At 60.8% G+C, this 22,684-nt stretch carries 17 protein-coding genes and 2 tRNA genes; 9 read left to right on the top strand and 10 right to left on the bottom strand.

Features of this window, described 5'->3' with window-relative positions:
- Nucleotides 1–26: 26 nt before the first annotated feature.
- Nucleotides 27–6,002, bottom strand: coding sequence for an alpha-2-macroglobulin (locus ACJ8QI_RS21150; protein ID WP_442533037.1), 5,976 nt, complete (start codon nt 6,000–6,002; stop codon nt 27–29).
- 146 nt (nt 6,003–6,148) lie between these two features.
- Nucleotides 6,149–6,475: a YqcC family protein gene (locus ACJ8QI_RS21145; protein WP_442533036.1), complete on the bottom strand. Its 327-nt coding sequence runs from the start codon at nt 6,473–6,475 to the stop codon at nt 6,149–6,151.
- Nucleotides 6,476–6,653: 178 nt separating this feature from the next.
- Between ACJ8QI_RS21145 and ACJ8QI_RS21140 the strand changes: the two genes are divergently transcribed.
- Entirely contained in the window at nt 6,654–7,892 is a 1,239-nt protein-coding gene (locus ACJ8QI_RS21140) for an MFS transporter (protein WP_197780043.1), read from the top strand.
- A gap of 609 nt (nt 7,893–8,501) precedes the next feature.
- On the opposite strand, the gene syd is transcribed toward ACJ8QI_RS21140, so the two are convergent.
- Entirely contained in the window at nt 8,502–9,050 is a 549-nt protein-coding gene (syd, locus tag ACJ8QI_RS21135; protein WP_197757337.1) for a SecY-interacting protein, read from the bottom strand.
- 63 nt (nt 9,051–9,113) lie between these two features.
- On the opposite strand from syd, the gene queF reads away from it, so the two are divergent.
- The 3 genes from queF (at nt 9,114) to xni (ending at nt 12,329) form a co-directional block, all read left to right on the top strand.
- Complete coding sequence (queF, locus tag ACJ8QI_RS21130; RefSeq protein WP_070913916.1) at nt 9,114–9,959, top strand: NADPH-dependent 7-cyano-7-deazaguanine reductase QueF; 846 nt, start codon at nt 9,114–9,116, stop codon at nt 9,957–9,959.
- A 192-nt stretch (nt 9,960–10,151) separates the two neighbouring features.
- Nucleotides 10,152–11,516 carry a nucleotide 5'-monophosphate nucleosidase PpnN gene (gene ppnN, locus ACJ8QI_RS21125; RefSeq protein WP_442533035.1) on the top strand — a complete coding sequence of 455 codons (1,365 nt, stop codon included), beginning with the start codon at nt 10,152–10,154 and terminating at the stop codon, nt 11,514–11,516.
- A gap of 54 nt (nt 11,517–11,570) precedes the next feature.
- Entirely contained in the window at nt 11,571–12,329 is a 759-nt protein-coding gene (gene xni / locus ACJ8QI_RS21120; protein WP_442533034.1) for a flap endonuclease Xni, read from the top strand.
- A 39-nt stretch (nt 12,330–12,368) separates the two neighbouring features.
- Here the strand turns inward: xni and rlmM are convergent, their stop codons facing one another.
- The 4 genes from rlmM to ACJ8QI_RS21100 all read right to left on the bottom strand — a co-directional run bounded on the left by rlmM (nt 12,369) and on the right by ACJ8QI_RS21100 (nt 15,439).
- Complete coding sequence (gene rlmM, locus ACJ8QI_RS21115; protein ID WP_047729979.1) at nt 12,369–13,472, bottom strand: 23S rRNA (cytidine(2498)-2'-O)-methyltransferase RlmM; 1,104 nt, start codon at nt 13,470–13,472, stop codon at nt 12,369–12,371.
- Nucleotides 13,465–13,860, bottom strand: a complete 396-nt coding sequence (locus tag ACJ8QI_RS21110; protein WP_004931896.1) for a DUF423 domain-containing protein — start codon at nt 13,858–13,860, stop codon at nt 13,465–13,467. Before ACJ8QI_RS21110 ends, rlmM begins: the two co-directional genes overlap by 8 nt.
- Before the next feature lie 51 nt (nt 13,861–13,911).
- A complete protein-coding gene (locus ACJ8QI_RS21105; RefSeq protein WP_025304049.1) occupies nt 13,912–14,829 on the bottom strand; it encodes a transcriptional regulator GcvA in 918 nt (305 codons plus the stop codon).
- A gap of 385 nt (nt 14,830–15,214) precedes the next feature.
- Nucleotides 15,215–15,439, bottom strand: a complete 225-nt coding sequence (locus tag ACJ8QI_RS21100; RefSeq protein ID WP_025304050.1) for a YgdI/YgdR family lipoprotein — start codon at nt 15,437–15,439, stop codon at nt 15,215–15,217.
- A 196-nt stretch (nt 15,440–15,635) separates the two neighbouring features.
- Here ACJ8QI_RS21100 and csdA point away from each other — a divergent pair, with 196 nt between their 5' ends.
- Both csdA and csdE read left to right on the top strand, forming a co-directional pair.
- A complete protein-coding gene (csdA, locus tag ACJ8QI_RS21095) occupies nt 15,636–16,841 on the top strand; it encodes a cysteine desulfurase CsdA (RefSeq protein ID WP_141960057.1) in 1,206 nt (401 codons plus the stop codon).
- Nucleotides 16,842–16,860: 19 nt separating this feature from the next.
- Nucleotides 16,861–17,295 (top strand): cysteine desulfurase sulfur acceptor subunit CsdE, encoded by a 435-nt coding sequence (gene csdE, locus ACJ8QI_RS21090; RefSeq protein WP_038878734.1) that lies wholly within the window; start codon nt 16,861–16,863, stop codon nt 17,293–17,295.
- Here csdE and tcdA read toward each other — a convergent pair.
- Together tcdA and mltA are read right to left on the bottom strand one after the other, a co-directional pair.
- Nucleotides 17,286–18,092, bottom strand: a complete 807-nt coding sequence (tcdA, locus tag ACJ8QI_RS21085) for a tRNA cyclic N6-threonylcarbamoyladenosine(37) synthase TcdA (protein ID WP_004931886.1) — start codon at nt 18,090–18,092, stop codon at nt 17,286–17,288. The two genes, csdE and tcdA, sit on opposite strands and share 10 nt — an antisense overlap.
- A gap of 84 nt (nt 18,093–18,176) precedes the next feature.
- Entirely contained in the window at nt 18,177–19,313 is a 1,137-nt protein-coding gene (gene mltA, locus ACJ8QI_RS21080) for a murein transglycosylase A (RefSeq protein ID WP_004931884.1), read from the bottom strand.
- 216 nt (nt 19,314–19,529) lie between these two features.
- Between mltA and ACJ8QI_RS21075 the strand changes: the two genes are divergently transcribed.
- Both ACJ8QI_RS21075 and ACJ8QI_RS21070 read left to right on the top strand, forming a co-directional pair.
- A tRNA-Met gene (locus ACJ8QI_RS21075) sits at nt 19,530–19,606 on the top strand.
- A gap of 66 nt (nt 19,607–19,672) precedes the next feature.
- Nucleotides 19,673–19,749 (top strand) — tRNA-Met (locus ACJ8QI_RS21070).
- A 90-nt stretch (nt 19,750–19,839) separates the two neighbouring features.
- Here ACJ8QI_RS21070 and amiC read toward each other — a convergent pair.
- Complete coding sequence (gene amiC / locus ACJ8QI_RS21065) at nt 19,840–21,093, bottom strand: N-acetylmuramoyl-L-alanine amidase AmiC (RefSeq protein WP_442533033.1); 1,254 nt, start codon at nt 21,091–21,093, stop codon at nt 19,840–19,842.
- A 221-nt stretch (nt 21,094–21,314) separates the two neighbouring features.
- Here amiC and argA point away from each other — a divergent pair, with 221 nt between their 5' ends.
- Complete coding sequence (gene argA, locus ACJ8QI_RS21060; RefSeq protein WP_048234611.1) at nt 21,315–22,658, top strand: amino-acid N-acetyltransferase; 1,344 nt, start codon at nt 21,315–21,317, stop codon at nt 22,656–22,658.
- Nucleotides 22,659–22,684: the final 26 nt, after the last annotated feature.

Here is a 22,684-nt window from a genome sequence, read left to right as displayed (position 1 = left end):
GACGCTGGCCTGGCGCCGGATACGGCCTAATCGTTGCCCGCCGGCACGACCACCAGCTTGCCGCCGCCTGCCGACATGGCCTGCACTTCACGGTCGTACATGGCTTCGCCGTAGGCCGGTGGAACAATAAAGCTGCCGGTATTGGTGGCCTTGATCTGATAGACGAACTCCTGCACCTCGGTGCCGGCGCTGCCGTAGATAATCACCCGATCTTCACGGATATCGCTGTAATCCGGCGCCCAGGTGGAGCCGGTAGCGGCCAGCGGCGACTGCCAACCGCCGCGGCCTTCGCTCTCCTCGCCGGCGTCGGCCGGTTCCGGCGGCGTCTGCTGCACCACTTCGAACCCGCCCGGCAGCAGATCGACGATCGCCAGGTTGCTCTGCCCCTCTTTCGAGTTGGCGCGCACCTTCAGATGGACGTTGATCTTCTGCCCCAGCGTAACCTGCGTCACCGGTTTGCCCTGTTCGTCGGTGTAATCGCGAACGATCTCAATCCCGCGCGACAGCGCTTTTTGCGGCGCATTCAGATCGTAACCGGCCTGCGTCACCACATACCAGGCCGGCGCATTGCCGCCGTTGGTGAAGCGCACAGCGGTAGCATCGGCATTGAACTGCCCCTGCACGAACAACCCCTGCAGCTCACTGATGCGCTGCGGCTCGCCGCCGGCTTTGCCTACCTGCACGATGCCCAAGGCATCCGCATTGGCGGATTGCGCCGCCACCTGGGCCGAATAGCTTTCCAGCGCCAGAATGCTCATCGCGGAAGAGTAGGTGGTGTAACGCTCTTCTTTCAGCGCCTTGACCATATTCTCCAGCACCTGCGGCGGGATCGACGCCACTTTCTCCGGGAAGTGACGGGTAATCAGATACAGCCGAGTCGCATCCTGCACCAGCGGATCGAAATAATTCTGCGTCCACCAGGCACTGTCATACGCCTTGCTCAGCTGCTGCCAGCTCGGTTGCAGCAACGCGGCGGCTTCGTCGTCCATCTTCAACAGGCGGTAGGAAGAAGCCAGATACAGCGCGCTCAGATCGGTTTTCCACCCTTCGCCATAGCGTTTTTGCAGCGTATCCTGCACCGCCGCCAGCGAGTTGGTGGTCACTTCGCCCTGCAGCGTCAGCAGGTAAACCGCCCAGCTGCGCAGGCGCAGCAGATACAGATCGTCGAATCCGCTGGCCGCCAGCTCGCGCAATGCGCCGTTGGCTTCGTCCAGCATGCCTTCCGGCAGGGCGTAGCCCGCCGCTTTGGCTTCGAGCAGATACTGCACCACATAAGGCGTGACGAAAGGATCGGCATCCGGCGACGAACGCCAGGCGCCGAACGCTCCGCTGTCGTTCTGGCGCGCGCGCAGCACGCCAAGCAGGTTGCGCAGCTGCTTGCTGACTTCCGCCTGGCTCAGGCTGCTTTTCATCTCTGGGTGGCGGCTCTGCAGCATCAGCGGAATGGAGCGGCTGACGATTTGCTCGGAACAGTAATACGGGTAATCCGCCAGGTATTGCGCTAGCCCGCTGGTCAGCACCAGCGGCGAATTCGACACCGCCGCCCGGCGCTGCGCGAAAGCGTCGAACATCTGGCGCAGGCCATCGACGTTCTGGCTGCTGCCGCTCATGCGCCCCATCACCGACTGGGTACGGTACGGCGCCGCCGGCCGCACCGAGGTGCTGACGGTGCGGCGGCTGGCCTGGTCACCGTAACGGGCGTCGAACACCAGCGGTGCATCGCCCAGCACGGCTTTGGCGCGCAGACGGAAAGCGATCACACCCTCGCGTTTTTCCGCCAGCGTCAGGCTTTGCGTCGCGTTGCCCACCACCTCCAACTGCGGCGGCGGCGTCAACAGAACGTTGATGGCCACCGACTGGCCGTTCAGCCCTTCGAGGTTGTTGCTGACACCCACGCTGACGTCGAACTCGTCGCCCGGCGCCACCATCGCCGGCACGTTCGGCGTCATGATGAAGTTGTCGCGCACCGTGGCGGCGGTTTGCGCCTTGCCGATTTTCTCCGGCGTCACCGAAATCGCCATCACGCGGATCTTGCCGTTAAAGTAGTCCGGCACCGGGTAGACGAACTGCTTCTCGCCGCTGACCTCAGTAATGCCGGACCAATAGGCCACCGGCTTGTCGCGTTTGCGCTTGAACGGGTTGAGGTTGAGATCCAGCCCTTCGCCCGCGTCGCCGCCCGGCGCCGCGGTCAGCGCCATCAGCTTGCTGAACTCCGGCAGGATCAGGTCGAGGATCTGGGAGCTGCTCACGTTCAGTTCGCGCTTGCTGAAGAAGAACTCCAGTGGATCCTTCAGGCGGTAACGCGCCACCTGCAGAATGCCCTCATCAACGGCGAACAGCGCCACCTGCTGCGGCGCGTCGGTCTTGACCGTCATCGTCAGGTTTTCACCCGGCTTGATGACCGCCGGCGCCGTCACCTCGAGGCTGTTTTGCCGCGCCTGGGTGCTGATCTTGAACGGCATCACGCCATAGCTCAGCGGGCTCATGAAGATTTCACTGGAGTTGATGTCGCGCACGAACTGCACGTTGATGTAGCCGTTGCCCTCCATGCCGGCCGGCACGCGGATCTTCTGCACCGAGCTGGTGGTATCGGTGTGGAACCACTGCCAGGCGTAAACCTTGTCCTTCTCGATGGTGATCAAGCCGCTACCGGTATAAGGCGCGTTGATCGCCACCTCGATCTCCTCGCCCGGCTGATATTCCGCCTGGTTCAGTTTCAGCTTCAGTTCGGCGTTGCGATCCAGCGAACGGCTCAGGTTGGCGTTGCCGGCCACGCTGTAGGCGACGCGGTTGAGCGTTTTGCCCTGCGCATCTTCAATCACCAGCACGAAGTCGCCCGGCTTATCGGTCGCCAGCCGCAGATCCGCGCCCTGCTCGCTCAGCGCCAGCGGCTGTTCCGACAGCTGCACTTCCTTCATCTTCGACTGGTATTTGTAAACGCCCGAATCCTGTTTGGTCAGCACCGAGATGTATTTCTGCTCGATCAACACCTGCTTCAGGTTCGGCATGGCGATCTGCTGCAGATTCGGATCGATGGCGATCACGTTCAGATGCCGCTCCGCGTCGCGGTTGATGTAGCCCAGATCGCCGTCCGCCTTCACCCCAATCAGGTAATCGTAAGGCGAAACCAGCGTGCGGGCGGTAGCCGCCACCGAGCGCCCGCCGCCGGCGACGAACGCCTCCGACAGCAGCTGCAGCTGATAGGTGGCGTCGGCGTAGGATTTCAGATCGAGCGGGATTTCGGCCGCGCCGTGCTCATCGGTGGTGCGATCTTCCAACTCGGTTTCGAACCCGTCGCTGTTTTGCCGGTTTTCATAGAACGCATAATCCGGGAAGCGATCGAAGCTCGGATACATCGGCCGCAGCGTCAGCCTGGTGGTCACGCGGCGATCCTGCGCCGGGGTACCGAACAGGTTCTGCACATCGATGCTGGCCTTCAGCTCGGACGGTTTGACCCAGCCTTGCTGGCGATTCGGCGTCAGCGCCAGCTTCACTTTCAGCTGATCCGGCTCGAACTCCTTCACATTGACCGCGGTATGGCCGAGCAGCGTGGAGGTATCGTTGTTTTTGCCGATCAGATACAGATAGACGTTCCACTCGCCGGTGGGCGAGTTTTCATCGGTGGTATAGCTCAGCTCGTTGAAACCGCTGGCGCCCAGCGTCAGCGGCACGGTGGTCATCAGCTTGTCGCGCGGATCGCGGACTTCGGCGCGCACCGGCACGCCGGCCAGGCCAACGCGCCAGTCGGCGGCGCGGGTGATCAGGCCAATATTGAAAGTATCCCCCGGTCGATAAACGCCGCGATCGGAGAACAGGTAGCTGCCGAGCGTACGCGGATCGGTCGGCGTTTGCTCCCCGGCGACGTCGAAGCGCGAGAAGTCCAGCCCGCGATCGTTATAGCTGCCGGTCGGCAGGAAGGAAACATCCCCTTCCTTTTCCACCAGGAACATCACCGGCTGGCGCTCGTTGGTGTACACGTCGAGCGCCGGGAAACGCACGTGGCCGTCTGCCCCGGTGGTTTGGCTGAGCAGCGTCACGCCGTTTTTGGCCACTACCGACACGTTGGCGCCGCTGACCGGCGCGCCGCTTTGAATCGACTGCACGAAGACGTCGCGCGTCTTATCCTGCGAGCTCTTGGCGACGATGCCCAGATCGGTCACCACCACAAAGCGCGAATCGCCGACGTCGGGCTGATCATCCCCGGTGCTCTCGTCCGGTTCCTGTTCTGGTTCGGCACCCGCCTCTTCCGCCGCCGGTTTCCGGTTCGGCTGCCATTCAGACAGCGTCAGCAGGAACACCCCGCGATGCGAACTGGCGTTGGTGGAGAGATAACGGGAAAGATCGATGCCCTGATAGTTCACTTCCCCCGGTCGCTCGTTATTGAGCGCCGTCTGGTATTTGAAATGCTCGGTGAAATACTCATCGTTGAGCCGGTTGAATTCCGTGGACGAATATTCCCGGCTTTTGAAGGAGACGATGTGCTGCAGCTGGCTCGGGATCACCCGCTTGATGTCCAGCCGCAGGCCCGCCACGTTGCGCGCCGCCACGCTGATCTGTTTGTCGCCGTTGACCGACAGCAGCGAGCCTGCGGACATGAACTGCAGCGATTTCGGGAACTCCGGCACTTCGACCACCCGATAAACCTTCTTCGGCATTTTGTAACCGCCGACGGAGACCAGTTGGTTGTCTATCTCGATCAGCACGAAGCGGTGCGCCGGAGCTTCAAAGCGGAAGCTGAACTGCGGCTGGTAGGCCTCTTCCGCCTCGTTAAGCGTCAATGGCAATGCCGTCGCCTGCGCCAGCACGTTTTTACCGACGCTGTCGACCGTCCATTGATAGAAATCTTCGGCATCGTTGGCGGTCTCGGCATCGTTCGGATCGTGCTGCGGCAGCAGCCAGGCTTTAGTGGCCCGCGCCAGCTCTTTATCCTTCACCGCATCGCTGAAGCCGACCACCAGCGCACGCTGCCCTTGGCCGCCGTCGGTATCCACAACCTGGGCACTGGCGTCGCTCAGCGCCAGGCTGTACAACGTCGGGACTTTAACCCAGTTGCTTTTCGCCTCTTCGACCGCATTGCCGGCCGCCGTCGATTTAACTCCCTTGCCGACGGTCAGATGCACAGCGCCGCCCTGATCCAGCGCCTGCAGCGGCTCGGAATGCACCCAGGCGTTCAGTTTTTTCTCGTCATAGACCAGAGAGAAGTTCAACTTTTTCTCGGAGGAAGTGCTGCCTTCTTTCAACCCCAGCGAAATCTGTTTTTCAAAGCTGGCGACGTCGACCGGCGCGTTGAACTGCAGATTGAAAATCGCGCTGCGTTTCTGCGCATCTTGCGGATCGCGGTAATACTCAGCCTGCCCCAGGCGGTAATCGAACGCGGGCACGGTGAAGGCATAGCGGGTTTTGGCCAGTTTGATCTGCGGCGCCAGCAGGGTGGCGGGCTCAAGGGTCACGTCATACTTCGCGCCCATCGGCAGCGGCTTTTTCGGCGTGAACAGCAGCGTCGACTCATTGATCCATGCCCACTGCCCTTCCGTCGTCGGCTTCAGAGTGATGCCGGCGCTCACGGTTTTACCCACTGCGGCGATCGGCGCGACCGACCCGCTGAAGGTCAGGCTCACCGTTTGCGGCACCTGCCGGGCGGCGGCGTAATCTATCGGCTCGGGGTTGGCAAGCGATGCGCTGACCTCCTGAACCACCATCGGTGCTGGTTCGATAGGCTGAGGCCGGTTTTGCCACCAGTGCCAGCCGTAAAATGCGCCGCCTGCGGCGCCAGCCAACAGCAACAGGCCTAAACCGATCGCTTTCGGGTGTTTATCCACGCCGCTTTCGAGCCGCAAGAAACCGCGCGGCAGTGCAGCCCACCAGGCCGGCGCACGCCAGCTGAGGTTGCCGACCAGCGGTCTCAGCAACCGCCCCAACAGCGACAACGCCCCACCCAGCAGGCGACAGACGCCCTTAACCAGGGTAAAAGGCAAACGCAGGATAAACCTTAATAAATCCATTATTGCAGCACCTCATCATCCTAATGCAGCCCCCGGTCAACCGCCGCGGTTCAACCGAGCCGAAAGACACCGTCGGCTCTCCTGCCCGGCATCCGCGCGAGTACTCTACACTGCCGGGCGGCAAAAATCTGCGCGCCGCCGGCGAATTACGGCTCTTTATTCAACATCAAATCCAGCTGTTGCAGCAGCACCAGCAGCGGCAGGCTGCTCGGTTCACGATCTTTCAACGCCTCTTCGAAATAAGGCGTGATGGCGAAGCGCGTCGGCAGCGGCGCTTCGGCGTCCAGCAACGCATACATGCGCGGCAAGAACACCCACTGCAGCCAGGCTTCGGCCGACATGCTATCGATGCAGAACGGCTCGTTGCTGGAGAAAGCCTCATGATCAGGCGGCGCGGCCTGCCACAGCGCCAGATCGCGCATGGATTGTTCAATCGCCTGCAAACTGCGGCGCACCTGGTTATGTATACTCATCTGCATTCCCGATCTCTTTTCATCATGGTATTCAGCACGCTGGCTGAAAGGCGGCAAAGCATAGCATTTTTATAGCCCAAATTCGGCGCGCCTGAGACAGTCCGCCGTTTTTATCTGGTGGCGTTCGCCGCCGCGCGGCACAATAGGCCCACCGAGTTCACCACACAGATAAAGATTCATGTCCGTAATAATAGAGAAAAAAAACCACGCGACGCCCGGTAAGGCCATGCTGGCTTCGGTCACCGGTTATGCCATGGACGGGTTTGACCTGCTGATCCTCGGCTTTATGCTGCCGGCCATCAGCATAGAATTGGGATTAACCTCATCGGCCGCCGGCTCGCTGGTCACCTGGACGCTGATCGGCGCGGTGCTGGGCGGCGTGATTTTCGGCCATCTCAGCGATCGCTTCGGCCGTATCCGGGTGCTCACGATCACCATCCTGATGTTTTCCCTGTTCACCGGCCTGTGTGCCGTGGCGCAAGGGTATTGGGATCTGCTGGCCTATCGCACCCTGGCGGGCATCGGACTGGGCGGCGAATTCGGCATCGGCATGGCGCTGATCGCCGAAGCCTGGCCGGCGGAGAAGCGCAACCGCGCTTCGGCTTACGTCGGCATGGGCTGGCAATTGGGCGTGCTGGCGGCCGCCTTCCTGACGCCGCTGCTGCTGGAACACATCGGCTGGCGCGGCATGTTTTTGGTCGGCCTGCTGCCGGCGCTGGCGTCATTCCTGATCCGCCGTACCCTGGGCGAACCGGAAGCATTCGTGCGGCAGAAAGATGCCGGGCAACCGCTCTCCTTCCTGCAGCGTTTGCGCCTGCTGTTTAAGGATCGCGCCACCAGCAGGGCCAGCATCGGCATCTTCATTCTCTGTTCGGTGCAGAACTTCGGTTACTACGGCCTGATGATCTGGATGCCGACTTACCTGGCAAAAAACTTTGGCTTCTCGCTCACCAAGTCCGGCCTGTGGACGGCGGTGACGGTGGTCGGCATGACGTTCGGCATCTGGCTGTTTGGCATGCTGGCCGACCGCTTCGCCCGCTGGAAGATCTTCGTGCTTTATCAGATCGGTGCCGTGGTGATGGTGATCGGTTACGCCCAGTTGAGCGACCCGACGCTGATGCTGTTCGCCGGCGCCGTGATGGGCATGTTCGTCAACGGCATGATAGGCGGCTACGGCGCGTTGATTTCCGATACCTATCCGGTGCAGGCGCGCGCCACCGCGCAGAACATCCTGTTCAATCTGGGGCGCGGCGTCGGCGGCCTGGGGCCATTGGTGATCGGTGCGCTGGTGACGCAGGTGTCGTTTACCGCGGCCATCAGCCTGCTGGCGGCAATTTACCTGCTGGATATCTACGCCACGCTGTTCCTGCTGCCGAAAAAACAGGGCGCAGGCGATACGCTGGGCGCGATTGGTTAACGCTGAAGAGGGATTAAGGCGGGGCGCACGCGCAGCGGGATAAAACAAAAAGTTGGGGGCACTGCGTTAACAGTGCCCCCGGTTCGTTTTATAGCTATCCCGCTACACAGCGTGCTCCCTGCTCAATCCTTGAAAACTTTTCCTGCGGCCATCCTGACCAAGTGGTCCTTGCATCATCCTGCAGCATCGTCCTGACGCGGTTCCTCAGCCTTCCTGACCCGCCGACAGTCCTGTACCGGCTCTCAATCTCCGTCCTGGAGGTGTCCCTGGTTTCTATCCTGAAACATCCTGGGCATCTCCTGACGCCATCCTTCGCTCTTGCCTGAGCGCATCCCTTTCTTCTTCCTGAAGCTGCATCATCCTGATGCTTTCCTGCTCCGCCGGTTCCGTTCCGGTAACGATAAGATCGCTTAAATTCCCCGGAATCACAAGGGTTTGGGAGGTGTCTCACACTAAATTAAGACTAAGAGTTATCCTAAAGAAATTCTAACCAATTGATCTGGATAACAATAATCTCATAGCCTGGAGAAAGGCGGGAAAAATTAAGAGCGATCTCTCACAGGCCGTGTGAGAGATCTCTCACACGGGCGACGGCGAATCCGTCGCGATTCAGTTCAACACCGGGCGCAGCGCATCGAGGAAATTCCCCAGCGTCGCCGCCAGCAGGGTGCGCTTATCGCTGCCGAATTGTTCCAGCACCACGTTGCCGCTGACGTTGCACAACGACACCATCGTCATCTCGGATTCGGTGGTCGCCAGGAACAGCGTTGGCGACAGCTTGAGACGTTTTTGCGTCACCAGATGGCCGATCAGGTTCTCCTGCAGGCGGATAAAATCCTCTTCGCTCCAGACCTGCAGCAGGCTCAGGCGATGCTCGCCGAACTGCGCGCTCATGTCGCCGGCGTATTGCTGCGTGTAGAAGCGGTGCGCATCCGGCTGCAAACGCAGCTCCAGCGCGGTTTCTACCTTTTCCAGCGTCGCCGCCGGTTCGAACGGCCGCGGCAGCCACAGCACTTCGTCCTCGCGGTTCTCCACGATGCAGGGCGACGGCACGCCGTACAGCGCCTGGCTGGCCGGCGCGTGGCCGCGCTCTTGCTGCCACAACTCGACATAACGTTGAGTGAATTCACGCAGAGCGTGCGATACATCATGGTCCATATTCTTTCTCGCATACGTTAAACTGACGGCCATTGTACCTATCTCTGACCGAGGTGACAGCAGATGTCCTCATATCAAGACCACCAGGCCCTGTCGGGGCTGACGCTGGGCAAACCCACCGCCTACCGCGATCGCTACGACGCCACGCTGCTGCAGGCGGTGCCGCGCAGCATGAACCGCGAGCCGCTGGGCCTGTATCCCGATAACCTGCCCTTCCACGGTGCGGACATCTGGACGCTGTACGAGCTCTCCTGGCTGAACGCCAACGGCTTGCCGCAGGTGGCGGTCGGTGAAATCAGCCTCAACGCCGACAGCCTGAACCTGATCGAATCGAAAAGCTTCAAGCTGTACCTCAACAGCTTCAACCAAACCCCGTTCGCCGATTGGGAAACGGTGCGCAGCACCCTGCAGCGCGATCTGTCCGCCTGCGCCCAGGGCGAGGTCAGCGTCACCCTGTTCAGCGTCGAGCAGCTGGAAGGCACGCCGATCGCCCGCCTGGCCGGCGACTGCATCGACCAGCAGGATATCCGCATCGACAATTATGAGTTCAACGCCGACTACCTGCTGAACGCCGCCGGAAAAGAGGTGGTGGAAGAGCGCTTGGTCAGCCACCTGCTGAAGTCCAATTGCCTGATCACCCATCAACCGGACTGGGGCTCGGTGCAGATAAGCTACCGCGGCGGCAAGATCGATCGCGAAGCGCTGCTGCGCTATCTGGTTTCCTTCCGCCACCACAACGAGTTCCACGAGCAGTGCGTCGAGCGCATCTTCAACGATCTGATGCGCTATTGCCGGCCGCAAAGCCTGACGGTCTACGCTCGCTATACCCGCCGCGGCGGGCTGGATATCAACCCGTGGCGCAGCAACGTCGAATTCGCCCCCGAGCACGGCCGCCTGGCACGCCAATAAGTGCGAAACATTGCTCAACAACTGAGCTAACGAGCGGTTTGTGTTGGTAAAAGCACAGGGACGGCGGTAAGGTTAAAACGAGGCTGCGGCCGGGCAGAGCGCCCGCTTCGCCGCAGCACGCCAACCATAACGAGATGCTGTTTTGCTGCGTATGGATTACTACCGCCCCGCACCGGGTGCAAAGGAGTTACCTTGATTACACACATCAGCCCGCTTGGCTCTATGGATTTATTGTCGCAGCTGGAAGTAGACATGCTGAAGCGCACCGCCAGCAGCGACCTGTACCGCCTGTTCCGCAACTGTTCGCTGGCCGTGTTGAACTCCGGCAGCCAAACCGACAACAGCAAGCAGCTGCTGTCGCGCTATGAAACCTTCGACATCAACGTGCTGCGCCGCGAGCGCGGGGTGAAGCTGGAGCTGGTCAATCCGCCGGAAGAGGCGTTCGTCGACGGCCGCATCATCCGCTCGCTGCAGGCCAACCTGTTCGCCGTGCTGCGCGACATCCTGTTCGTGCATGGCCAAATCGCCAGCGCCGGCCGCTTCCAGCACCTGAACCTGGAAAACTCGGCCCACATCACCAACCTGGTGTTCTCGATCCTGCGCAATGCACGCACGCTGCATCTGGATGAAGATCCCAATATGGTGGTGTGCTGGGGCGGCCACTCGATCAACGAAAACGAATACCTGTACGCGCGCAAGGTCGGCAGCCAGCTGGGCCTGCGCGAGCTGAACATCTGCACCGGCTGCGGGCCGGGCGCCATGGAAGCGCCGATGAAAGGCGCCGCGGTCGGTCACGCGCAGCAGCGTTACCGCAACAGCCGCTTCATCGGCATGACCGAGCCGTCGATCATCGCCGCCGAGCCGCCTAACCCGCTGGTCAACGAGCTGGTGATCATGCCGGACATCGAAAAACGCCTGGAAGCCTTCGTGCGTATCGCACACGGCATCATCATCTTCCCGGGCGGCGTCGGCACCGCCGAAGAGCTGCTGTACCTGCTGGGTATCCTGATGAACCCGGAGAACAGCGAACAGGTGCTGCCGCTGATCCTGACCGGGCCGAAAGAGAGCGCCGACTACTTCCGCGTGCTGGACGAGTTCATCATGAACACACTGGGCGACGAAGCGCGCCGCCACTACACCATCATCATCGACGATCCGGCGGAAGTGGCGCGGCAGATGAAGCAAGCCATGCCGCTGGTGAAGGAAAACCGCCGCAACACCGGCGACGCCTACAGCTTCAACTGGTCGATCCGCATCACGCCGGATCTGCAGCTGCCGTTCGAGCCGACCCATGAGAACATGGCGAACCTCAATCTGTATCCGAACCAGCCGCCGGAGCAATTGGCCGCCGCGCTGCGCCGCGCGTTCTCTGGCATCGTGGCCGGCAACGTGAAGGAAAATGGCATCCATGCCATCGAGCAGTTCGGCCCGTACAAGCTGCACGGTGAACCGCAGATGATGAAGCAGATGGACAGCCTGCTGCAGGGCTTTGTCGCCCAGCACCGCATGAAGCTGCCGGGCAGCGCCTATGTGCCCTGCTACGAAATCGTAGCCTGACCCTCAATCCCGGGCGGCGTAACAGCCGCCCTGTTTTTTCTGACTTTACCGCCCATGATGATACACCTACTGATTGTCGACGCCCTGAACCTCATCCGCCGCATTCACGCCGTGCAGGGCTCCCCTTGCGTCAACGCCTGCCGCCACGCGCTGCAGCAGCTGATCCAACACAGCCGCCCAACCCATGCAGTGGCGGTCTTCGACGAGGACGATCGCCGCGACAGCTGGCGCCACCAAATTCTGCCGGACTACAAGGCCGGGCGCTCGCCGATGCCGGAAAATCTGCAGCAGGAGATGCCGCAGCTGCGCGAGGCCTTCGCCGAATTGGGCGTCGCCAGCTGGCATTCTCCCGGCAACGAGGCGGACGATCTGGCTGCCACGCTGGCGGCGAAGGTCGCCGGCGGCGGCCACCAGGTGACCATCGTCTCCACCGACAAAGGCTACTGCCAGCTGCTGGCGCCGAACGTGCAGATCCGCGATTACTTCCAGAAACGCTGGCTGGATATGCCTTTCGTGCAACAGGAATTCGGCGTACAGCCGCAGCAACTGCCGGACTATTGGGGGCTTGCGGGGATCGGCAGCAGCAAAATCCCCGGCGTGGCGGGCATCGGGCCGAAAACCGCCGTGCTGCTGTTGCAGCAGTCGGGCAGCCTGGATGGGCTCTATCAGCACCTGGAGCAGGTGCCGGAGAAATGGCGCGGCAAGCTGGAGCAGCACCGCGATCTGGCCTACGTCAGCAAACAGGTCGCCACGCTGCGCACCGATCTGTCGTTGGACGGTAACCTGCAGCAGCTGCGCCTGCCGATACAATAAGGGCGCTGCAAGCAGCGCCCTTCATCAGGCTTAACGCGATTAATCGCGCTCGTCGCGCCGGCCAGGCACCGCCGACCACATGCGGCGCACGTGTACGGTGATCTCTTCGCGGTCGTGATACAGCTGCTTGGCGTGCACTTCGACGCTGATGCCGGCGGCGCCCAGCGCTTCGCGGATGCTCGTCAGGTTTTGCGACACTTCTTCATAGCGCTTTTTCATCGGCAGCTTGAGGTTAAAGATCGCTTCGCGGCACCAGCCTTTCACCAGCCACTGAATCATCAGGCTTGTCACCTTCGCCGGTTTCTCCACCATGTCGCACACCAACCAGTAGATCTTGCTGCTGTTCGGCTCGAACTTGAAGCCGTCGGCGCGGTGGTGCGTCACCTGGCCGGTTTCCATCAGGCTCGGCGCCATCGGGCCGTTATCCACCGAATGCACCATCATGCTGCGTTTCACCAGCTGATAGGTCCAGCCGCCTGGGCAAGCGCCCAGATCGACCGCGTGCATGCCGCTGGCCAGGCGTTCGTCCCATTCGTCGGCGGGGATGAACACGTGGAACGCTTCTTCCAGCTTCAGCGTCGAACGGCTCGGCGCATCGGCCGGGAAGCGCAGACGCGGAATGCCCATGTAGAACGGCGAGTTGTTGTTGCTGTAGGAGTAACCGACGTAGCAGCAGCCCGGCGCGATGAAGAACACGTGCACCACCGGGCGAGTCGGGTTCTCGCGCGCCATCAGCACCTTCTGCTCGCGCATCGCGCCGCGCAGCGGCACCGTCAGCTTGCGGCAGAACTTCATCAGCTCTTTGCTTTCGTTGGTGTCCGGCACTTCCACCCGCAGCTCACCGCCGCGGTCAACCACGCCGATCAGCATGCCGACGATCGGCGATACCCGATCTTCCGGCGGCAGATCGCGCAGCAACTCACCCACCACGATCATCTGGCGGGCGAAAATCAGTTCGCGGAACGGAATTTCCCGCGCCAGGCGGTCGGCATCGTCCGGCTGATAGCATTCGAACAACACGTAACCGCTGTGCTCTTTTACCCGCGCAAAGCCGTAAATCTCCAGCTGGGCGGCTTTGTCGGTGATCTCCGCCGCACACTCTTTTTCAAAGCCGGGACGGCAGTACAACGCAATCTTATTCATGGCGCTCGGCCTTTTTCCTCAGACGCAAAGCGCCAATCAACATCAATATCCAGCCGATCAGGAAGCACACGCCGCCAACCGGCGTGATATATACCCAGACCTTCAGGTGCGACAGCGCCAGGCAATAGAGGCTGCCGCTGAACAACACGGTGCCGAACGCCAACAGCGCTCCGCTCCAGTAAAACCACAGGCTCACGCGGCGCTGCATCGCGACCGCCAGCGCCAGGATGGCCAGGGTGTGGAATCCCTGATATTCCAGCCCGGTGCGGATCCAGGCCATTTCGTTGGCGCCGAGCGTACCGCTTAGCACATGCGCGCCGAATGCGCCCAACGCGACAAACACAAAGCCGCTGATAGCGGCGAAAACCAGCATGGAACGGCTGCTCATCGTGATCTATCCCATTAAAAATCACCGGCCGCGGCAAGGCGGCGGCCGGCCTTATTGTTCGTAGCGGAAGCGGAACTTCTCTTGTTCGCTGGCGGCACGCGCCAGGATCCACTGCCGGAAGGCGGCTATTTTACCCAGTTCTGCCTGGCTGTCATGACATACCAGATAAAAAGCGTTTTTACTGACCAGCACATCGTTGAACGGGCACACCAGGCGACCGGCTTCAATCTCGGTTTGCGCCATCACGTTATTCACCAGCGCCACGCCCTGGCCGTGTACCGCCGCCTGCACCACCATGGCGCTGTGGCTGAAGATCGGCCCCTGCTGCACGTTGATGTGCTGCAACCCCAGCTGGCGCGTATAGGCCAGCCAGTCGCGGCGCGAAACGTCGTGCAGCAGCGTATGATAAGCCAGATCCTCGGCGGTTTTCAGCGGATGATCGCCGGTCAGCAGGCTCGGCGAACACACCGGCAGCAGATATTCCGCATACAGGCGCTCGGCGCGCAGCCCCGGCCAGTTGCCGCGGCCGTAGAAAATCGCCACGTCAACGTCGTCCGCCAGCTTGTCTTCTTCGCGGTCCACCGCCTGGATGCGCACGTCGATCCCCGGATAAGCTGAGTTAAAGCCGGAAAGGCGCGGCACCAGCCACTGAATGGCGAAGCTCGGCGGCAGGCTGACGGTCAATGCCCCCTTGGCGCTGCGTGCCTGCAGCTTGCGCGTCGCCTCGTTGATCGAAGAGAAGATCTCCTTGATATCAAGGTAGTAACTTTGCCCCTCTTCGGTCAGCAGAAGCGAGCGGTTGCGCCGGCGAAACAGCTTCAGCCCGAGGAAGTCCTCCAGCGACTTGATCTGGTGGCTCACCGCGGCCTGGGTCACGAACAGCTCTTCCGCCGCCTTGGTGAAACTCAGGTGGCGAGCGGCCGCATCGAACACGCGCAGCGCATTGAGGGGAGGTAAGCGTTTAGACATTAAATTAGCTACTTTTGTGTAACATTAATCCGAATGATTCGGTGCCGAAAATCGGGCGGCTTTGCGTGGCAAGCCATCGGTAAACGCTAACGGCGTATTGCCATTAGTTTTTTTAATCCGAGCCATTATAATTTGTCCGTTGAGGATGCGCCAGCAAATACCTATAGTGGCGGCACTTCCCGGGCCGGAACGAAAAGGGAGTGGGTGTCGAGGACGCCGATGAACTTTTGGCTTGTGGTTGTGATGTTGTGTTTGCAAATTGTCCGGCGATTCCGGACATGGTAGCTAGGCTACTGTTTTTTCACTTCCTGTACATTTACCCTGTCTGTCCATAGTGATTTTATGCAGCACCGCAAAACTTGCGGTGCTTTTTTTTGCCTGACGGTTACTGGTTGCTTTCAACCATCTCTTTCACATCGGCGCGGTTGATCTGCTGCTCGACGCCGTTGGCGTCTTTATAGCTGATCATGCCGGTGTCGTTGTCCACTTTAGGCTTGCCGTCAGCGACAATGGTGCGTCCGTCATTGGTATGCATCACGTAGTTGCTGGAACAGGCGGCCAGGGTGAACGTAAGCATCAGAGCAGAGAGAACTGCGGCTGTTTTCTTCATTGAGGACTCCTTTGTAGTTTTAAATGCTGATAAATACCTTTTATCTGTATAGATGCGATTAATTAGCGCACATTTAATAGCATAACAAACTTTCCCAATTTTGCCAGGCGATAAGTCCTAATAGGCAGGATCGCTTGTCTCCGGCGGCAAAATAGGACAGGATCACCCATCGACTCAAGCCAGTGACAATCAGGGTATGACGCCTTTTAACCCCAGCCTTTTTCGCCAACAGTTTCCCGCGCTCGCGCAGGACGGCATCTATCTGGACAGCGCCGCCACCGCGTTGAAACCGCAGGCGGTGATCGACGCCACGCAGCAATTTTATCGCGATGACGCCGCCACCGTGCACCGCAGCCAGCATCGGGCAGCGCAGGATCTGACCGCCCGTTTCGAACGAGCGCGCGTCCAGGTGGCCCAGTTGATCAATGCGCCGTCGGCCGACGACATCGTCTGGACGCGCGGCACCACCGAGGCGATCAACCTGGTGGCGCAGAGCTACCTGCGTCCGCGCCTGCAGCCGGGCGATGAAATCCTGGTAAGTGAAGCGGAACACCACGCCAACCTGATCCCCTGGCTGATGGTGGCAGAGCAAACCGGCGCGCGGGTGGTGAAACTGCCGATCGGCGCCGATCGGTTGCCGGATTTGACGCAGCTGCCCACCCTGCTCAACGACAACACCCGCCTGTTGGCGCTGGGGCAAATGTCCAACGTCACCGGCGGCTGCCCGGATCTGGCGCCGGCGATCGCACAGGCGCATGCCGCCGGCGCACGCGTGATGATCGACGGCGCTCAGGGCGTGGTTCACGGCCCGGCCGACGTACAGCGGCTCGACATCGATTTCTACGCCTTCTCCGGCCACAAGCTGTATGGCCCGACCGGCATCGGCGCGCTGTACGGCAAAGCCGAGCTGCTGGCGCAGATGGCGCCGTGGCAAGGCGGCGGCAAGATGCTGACCCAGGCGTCGTTCGACGGTTTTACCCCGCAAAAACCGCCGCACTGCTTCGAAGCTGGCACGCCGAACATCGCCGGCGTGCTGGGGTTGGCCGCGGCGCTCACCTGGCTCAACGAGCAGGACATGGCGGCGGCGGAGCGCTACAGCCGCGAGCTGGCGGACCAGGCGGAACAGCGGTTGGCGCAGCTACCGGGCTTTCGCAGCTTCCGCAGCTCCGGCTCCAGCCTGCTGGCGTTCGATATCGCCGGCGTACACCACAGCGACATCGTCACGCTGTTGGCGGAGCAAGGCATTGCGCTGCGCGCCGGCCAACACTGCGCGCAGCCGCTGATGGCGGCGTTAGGCGTCAGCGGCACGCTGCGCGCATCGTTCGCCCCCTACAATACGCAACAGGACGTCGATACGCTGGTCAGCGCGTTGACTCACGCCCTCGATCTGCTGGCCGACTGACTTGATTCCCGGAGACGCTATGCTCGCCCCCCATCCTTTTGGCCGAGAGGTCACCGCCGAAGCGTTGATCGCCACCTTCAGCACGCTGAAACAGTGGGAAGACCGCTACCGCCAGCTGATTATGCTCGCGAAACGGCTGCCGCCGCTGCCGGAGGCCTTGCGCAGTGAAGAAATAGCGTTGAGCGGGTGTGAAAACCGCGTCTGGTTGGGGCACCAGTTGCTGGAAGACGGCACGCTGCACTTCTATGGCGACAGCGAAGGCCGCATCGTGCGCGGCCTGTTGGCGGTGCTGCTGACCGAAGTGGAAGGGAAAACGCCGCAGCAGATCGCCGCATTGGATCCGCTGGCGCTGTTCGACCGCCTGGCATTGCGCGCGCAGCTGAGCGCCACCCGCGCCAGCGGCCTGGCGGCGTTGGCCGCCGCCGTAAAGGCCATCGCCGCCCGTTACGCCTGACGCGCCGCCTTCGCCACCATCTTTTTCAGCGCGTGCGACACGGCGACGAAGCCGAAGGTCGCGGTGACCATGGTCGCCGCGCCGAATCCCGCGCTGCAATCCATTCTTTTCGGCCCTTCCGCCGTACTGCGCGAAGCGCACACCGAACCGTCCGGCTGCGGGTAAACCAGCGGCTCGCTGGAGAAGACGCAGTCGATGCCCAGCTTGCCCTTGCCGTTTTTCACCACGTTGAAATCGTGTTTCAGCCGCTCGCGCAGCTTGGCGGCCAGCGGATCCTGGATGGTTTTCGCCAGATCGGCCACTTCGATCTTGGTCGGGTCAATCTGCCCGCCGGCGCCGCCGGTAGTCACCACCGGGATCTTGAAGCGGCGGCAGTATGACAGCAACGCCGCCTTCGGCCGCACGCTGTCGATCGCGTCGATGACGTAGCTGAAGTTATGGTCCAGCAGCTCGGCGACATTGTCCGGGGTGATGAAATCGTCGATGCAGGTCACCCGGCATTCCGGGTTAATCGCCAGGATACGCTCCGCCATCACCTCGGTTTTCGATTGCCCGACGTGTTGGCGCAACGCGTGGATCTGGCGGTTGGTATTGGTGACGCAAACATCATCCATGTCGATCAGGGTGATGGCGCCGATGCCGGTGCGCGCCAGTGCCTCAGCCGCCCAGGAACCCACGCCGCCGATGCCGATCACGCAGACGTGCGCTTGCGCGAACACCGCCAGCGCCTGCTGGCCGTACAACCGCGCCGTGCCGCCGAAACGCTGCAGATAGGCTTCCGAATAAGCTGTGCTCATAACGCTTTAATTACCTTCGTAATGCAAATGATAAGGGCCGGAAAATCCGGCCCTTGCGGGTCACTCTTTTCACGCCGTATGCGTTTAGCGGGTGGCCAGCAACGAACCGCCGCCGTTTGACTGATTGGCGCTGAACAGCTGGCCACCGCCGTTGTTCTTCAGCACCCAGACGCGGCCATAGTGGTTGTAGTATCCCGCCGAGTGGCCGGCTTCCGGCCCGATACCCTGATACATGTCAAAATGCTGGCCCTTGATGGCGCCGCCCACGTCGAGCGCGACCATCAGGCGCATCTCGTATTTTCCCGTGAATTTGCCCTTGTTGTCCAGCAGCGGCACTTCGGCCAGCAGCGTGGTGCCCGCCGGGATCAGCGAACGGTCGGAGGCCACCGAGGCTTTGGCGATCAGCGGCACCGCGCTGGCGCCCTTCACCGGCGCAAAAGCTTCCGGGCGGAAGAACACGAACGACGGATTTTGCTCCAGCAGCTCACGCACCTCTGCGGCGCTGTGGGTATCCGCCCACTGACGGATCGCCTGCATCGACATGTCCGCCTTGGCCACTTCGCCGCGATCGATCAGCACCTTGCCGATGCTGCGATAAGCGTGACCGTTCTTGCCGCCGTAGCCGAAGAACACCAGCGGCTGGCCGTTGCCGTAGTCGACGTAGCCACTGCCCTGGACTTCCATCATGAAGTTGTCCATCAGCGAGTTGGTGTAAGCGATGATATAGCGATCGTCGAGCGCGCCGGAATAGATGCCCGCGCGATCCGGCAAGCGGCCTCTGCCCTTCGGCGGCATGCGGTACAGCGGATAGCGGAACTCGCCCTGTTGGGTATAGCGCGCCTGCACCACCGGCGTGTAGTAGCCGGTAAACTGCACGTTGCCGTAATTGTCGACGCCTTCCATCTGGTAAGCGCTGAGGCCGTACTGGCTCAGCATGCGCGTGTCGGCGCCGGACGCCATCCAGCTTTGCACCGCCTGATAGGTGCTGTTGTTGCGGTTAAACAGCGAAGGCGACGCGTACTTGATCTCCATCAGCTGATCCGAGTAGTCCTTGGCGTTGACCGGCGAACCTTTGGCGTTGGGCTGATTGACCAGCTCCAGCGATTGATCCAGACGGCCGTCTTTATATTGCTGACCCCGATCGGTCGGCTTGGACGAACAGCCCGCCAACACCGCCACCATCAACCCGCCCAGCAGGTATTTGCCCCAACGTCCTTTCATCGCGCACACTCTCAAACTGATATGATCTACCGGCTGAACGATAACAAACGCTCATTGATAAAGGAATCGCTGCAAATAAAAAAAGCCGCACGGAGGATGGTGATGAAAAAGAAGGCAAATTGCGGGCAAATCCAGCAGAAAAACGGGTTTAGGCCAATAAAATGCAAAAAGGGTTTGCAACAAAACGCATGGAGAGTATAGTGCGCATCCATCGGACGCGGGGTGGAGCAGCCTGGTAGCTCGTCGGGCTCATAACCCGAAGGTCGTCGGTTCAAATCCGGCCCCCGCAACCAACCGAATGTCGTACCAGCGGCATACCATGAAACGGTGGTTTCGTAGTAATACAGCATCAAGACGGACGCGGGGTGGAGCAGCCTGGTAGCTCGTCGGGCTCATAACCCGAAGGTCGTCGGTTCAAATCCGGCCTCCGCAACCAACTCTTGATGACAACAGACAAGCACCCTGACGGGTGTTTTTTTGTATCTGCAATCCGCAAAAATAGCCGGACTCGCGCCCGGCCCTGCTTCTATCGGCTCGCCAGCGCGCCGCCGTTGGCGAAATAAGCCTTGATGCCCGCCAGAATCGACTCCGCCACCTGCTGCTGGAAATGGCTGGTGCGCAGCTTGCGCTCCTCTTCAATGTTGCTGATAAACGCCGTTTCCACCAGGATCGACGGGATATCCGGCGCCTTCAACACCGCAAAACCGGCCTGATCGACGCGATTCTTGTGCAACCGGTTGATTTTCCCCATCCGATTCAACACTTCCTTGCCGAACTTCAGGCTGTCGTTGATGGTCGCGGTCTGGATCAGATCAAACATGGTGTGGTCGAGGTAGCGGTCGCCACTCTTGCTGACGCCGCCAATTTGGTCCGACGCGTTCTGCGTCTGCGCCAGGAACTTGGCCGCCGAGCTGGTGGCGCCCTTGGTGGACAACGCGAACACCGATGAACCGCGCGCCGCGCGGCTGGTAAAGGCGTCGGCGTGAATCGAAACGAACAGATCCGCGCGCTGCTTGCGCGCCTTGGCGACGCGCACCTTGAGCGGGATAAACACGTCTTCGTTGCGCGTCATGAACACCTTCATGTTCGGCTCGCGCTTGATCATGGCGCTCAGCTTGCGGGCAATCTGCAATACGATGTCTTTCTCGCGCGTCTTGTACTTGCCGATAGCGCCGGGATCTTCGCCGCCGTGGCCAGGATCCAGCATGATGACGATCGGCCGATCGCGCCCCGCCTTGCCGGCCTGCGGCGCTTCCGGCGGCAGCGTGCGCTCCAGATCGCCCTTGTTGTAATCTTCCAGTAACGCCAGTAGCGGATCATACTCCTCGCCGCCGCTGCCGGCCTTGGTCGGGTAGAGATCCATGACCAGACGGTTGCGATACTCCGGCACCGGCGACAGCGTGAAAATATGCGGGCTGACGCTCTGCTTGAGCTCCAGCACCAGCCGCACGGTATTCTGATCGAACTGGCCAACGCGCGCCTGCTTGAGATAAGGGTCGTCGGCACGTACCTGCCCGGCGATGCCTTTCAGCACGCTGTTAAGGTGAACGCCTTCAATGTCCACCACCACGCGATCGGGATTGGTCAGGGCAAACTGCTTGTATTTCAGCTCGACGTTGGATTCCAGCGTGACGCGGGTATAGGTGGAGGATGGCCAGACGCGCACGGCGATCACGTGCGATGACGCGGCGAAGCCCGTGCGACTCACACTCAGCAACCAGCTGGCGGCAACGCCCTGTAATAAACGACGGCGGCCCAGATTGTGATTAGAGTTTGGCATGCGGCTCCGGCAGTAATAGCTGTTTACAACAGATGAAAAAAACACCAATAAAACGGGGATGCCGAAAACTTTAACCAATCATTCCAGCCCTGTCATCAGAAAATCTTTTTATGGTTTTTCAATTTATTAACGATTTAGCACCCTTAGCGCACTCTTCGTGACGATTTCTCGCTTGCCATCGGCGCCATAAAAGAATAAAAATACAAAAATACCGTATAAATATGCAAAAGAGGTTTGTCGTGAAGGAACGTAGTACAGAGCTGGTGCAAGGATTCCGTCACTCAGTCCCCTATATCAATGCCCACCGCGGCAAGACGTTTGTCATCATGCTCGGCGGGGAAGCCATCGAACACGAGAATTTCTCCAACATCGTCAACGATATCGGGCTGCTGCATAGTCTGGGCATTCGCCTGGTGGTGGTTTACGGCGCACGGCCGCAGATCGACGCCAATCTGGCGCAGCACAACTATGAGCCGATCTACCACAAACACACCCGCGTGACCGACGCCCATACGCTCGAGCTGGTTAAGCAGGCCGCCGGTTTGTTGCAGCTCGATATCACTGCCCGGCTGTCGATGAGCCTCAACAACACGCCGCTACAGGGCGCGCATATCAACGTGGTCAGCGGCAACTTCATCATCGCGCAGCCGCTGGGCGTCGATGACGGCATCGACTACTGTCACAGCGGCCGCATTCGCCGCATCGATGAAGACGCGATCCACCGCCAGCTCGACAGCAACGCCATCGTGCTGATCGGCCCGGTCGCGGTTTCGGTCACCGGCGAGAGCTTCAACCTGACTTCGGAAGAAGTGGCTACCCAGTTGGCGATCAAGCTGAAAGCGGAAAAAATGATCGGTTTCTGCTCCTCGCAAGGTGTGACCGACGCGGAGGGTAACATCCTTTCCGAGCTGTTCCCCAACGACGCGCAAAAGCGCCTTGAAGAGCTCGAGGAAGGCGGCGACTACCATTCCGGCACCGTGCGCTTCCTGCGCGGGGCGGTGAAAGGCTGCCGCAGCGGCGTGCGCCGCAGCCACCTGATCAGCTACCAGGAGGACGGTGCGCTGGTGCAAGAGCTGTTCTCACGCGACGGCATCGGCACCCAAATCGTGATGGAGAGCGCCGAACAGGTGCGCCGGGCGACGATCAACGACATCGGCGGCATTCTGGAGCTGATCCGGCCGCTCGAGCAGCAGGGTATTCTGGTGCGCCGTTCGCGCGAACAGTTGGAGATGGAGATCGACAAGTTCACCATTATCGAACGCGACAACCTGACCATCGCCTGCGCGGCGCTGTACCCGTTCTTAGAGGAAAAAATCGGTGAGATGGCCTGTGTCGCGGTACATCCCGATTACCGCAGCTCTTCGCGCGGCGAGATGCTGCTGCAGCGGGTGGAAAACCAGGCGCGGCAGATGGGGCTGAAGAAGCTGTTCGTGCTGACCACCCGCAGCATCCACTGGTTCCAGGAACGCGGATTCACCCCGGCGGAAGTCGACGTGCTGCCGATGCAAAAGCAGGCGCTGTATAACTACCAGCGCCGTTCCAAAATCCTGCTGGCCGATCTGTAATCCCCACGGCGCGGCCGTTGCCGCGC

The sequence above is a fragment of the Serratia sp. CY84636 genome (assembly GCF_052166245.1).
Lineage (GTDB): Bacteria > Pseudomonadota > Gammaproteobacteria > Enterobacterales > Enterobacteriaceae > Serratia > Serratia nevei.
The sequence above is the reverse complement of the archived record's forward strand: the minus strand, read 5'-3'. Positions and strand labels throughout refer to the sequence as shown.

Bases quoted from the DNA above. Each gene is read 5' to 3' on its own strand.
- ACJ8QI_RS21150 (WP_442533037.1), bottom strand. From the start codon at position 6,002: ATGGATTTATTAAGGTTTATCCTGCGTTTGCCTTTTACCCTGGTTAAG.
- ACJ8QI_RS21145 (WP_442533036.1), bottom strand. From the start codon at position 6,475: ATGAGTATACATAACCAGGTGCGCCGCAGTTTGCAGGCGATTGAACAA.
- ACJ8QI_RS21140 (WP_197780043.1), top strand. From the start codon at position 6,654: ATGTCCGTAATAATAGAGAAAAAAAACCACGCGACGCCCGGTAAGGCC.
- syd (WP_197757337.1), bottom strand. From the start codon at position 9,050: ATGGACCATGATGTATCGCACGCTCTGCGTGAATTCACTCAACGTTAT.
- queF (WP_070913916.1), top strand. From the start codon at position 9,114: ATGTCCTCATATCAAGACCACCAGGCCCTGTCGGGGCTGACGCTGGGC.
- xni (WP_442533034.1), top strand. From the start codon at position 11,571: ATGATGATACACCTACTGATTGTCGACGCCCTGAACCTCATCCGCCGC.
- rlmM (WP_047729979.1), bottom strand. From the start codon at position 13,472: ATGAATAAGATTGCGTTGTACTGCCGTCCCGGCTTTGAAAAAGAGTGT.
- ACJ8QI_RS21110 (WP_004931896.1), bottom strand. From the start codon at position 13,860: ATGAGCAGCCGTTCCATGCTGGTTTTCGCCGCTATCAGCGGCTTTGTG.
- ACJ8QI_RS21105 (WP_025304049.1), bottom strand. From the start codon at position 14,829: ATGTCTAAACGCTTACCTCCCCTCAATGCGCTGCGCGTGTTCGATGCG.
- ACJ8QI_RS21100 (WP_025304050.1), bottom strand. From the start codon at position 15,439: ATGAAGAAAACAGCCGCAGTTCTCTCTGCTCTGATGCTTACGTTCACC.
- csdA (WP_141960057.1), top strand. From the start codon at position 15,636: ATGACGCCTTTTAACCCCAGCCTTTTTCGCCAACAGTTTCCCGCGCTC.
- csdE (WP_038878734.1), top strand. From the start codon at position 16,861: ATGCTCGCCCCCCATCCTTTTGGCCGAGAGGTCACCGCCGAAGCGTTG.
- tcdA (WP_004931886.1), bottom strand. From the start codon at position 18,092: ATGAGCACAGCTTATTCGGAAGCCTATCTGCAGCGTTTCGGCGGCACG.
- mltA (WP_004931884.1), bottom strand. From the start codon at position 19,313: ATGAAAGGACGTTGGGGCAAATACCTGCTGGGCGGGTTGATGGTGGCG.
- amiC (WP_442533033.1), bottom strand. From the start codon at position 21,093: ATGCCAAACTCTAATCACAATCTGGGCCGCCGTCGTTTATTACAGGGC.
- argA (WP_048234611.1), top strand. From the start codon at position 21,315: ATGCAAAAGAGGTTTGTCGTGAAGGAACGTAGTACAGAGCTGGTGCAA.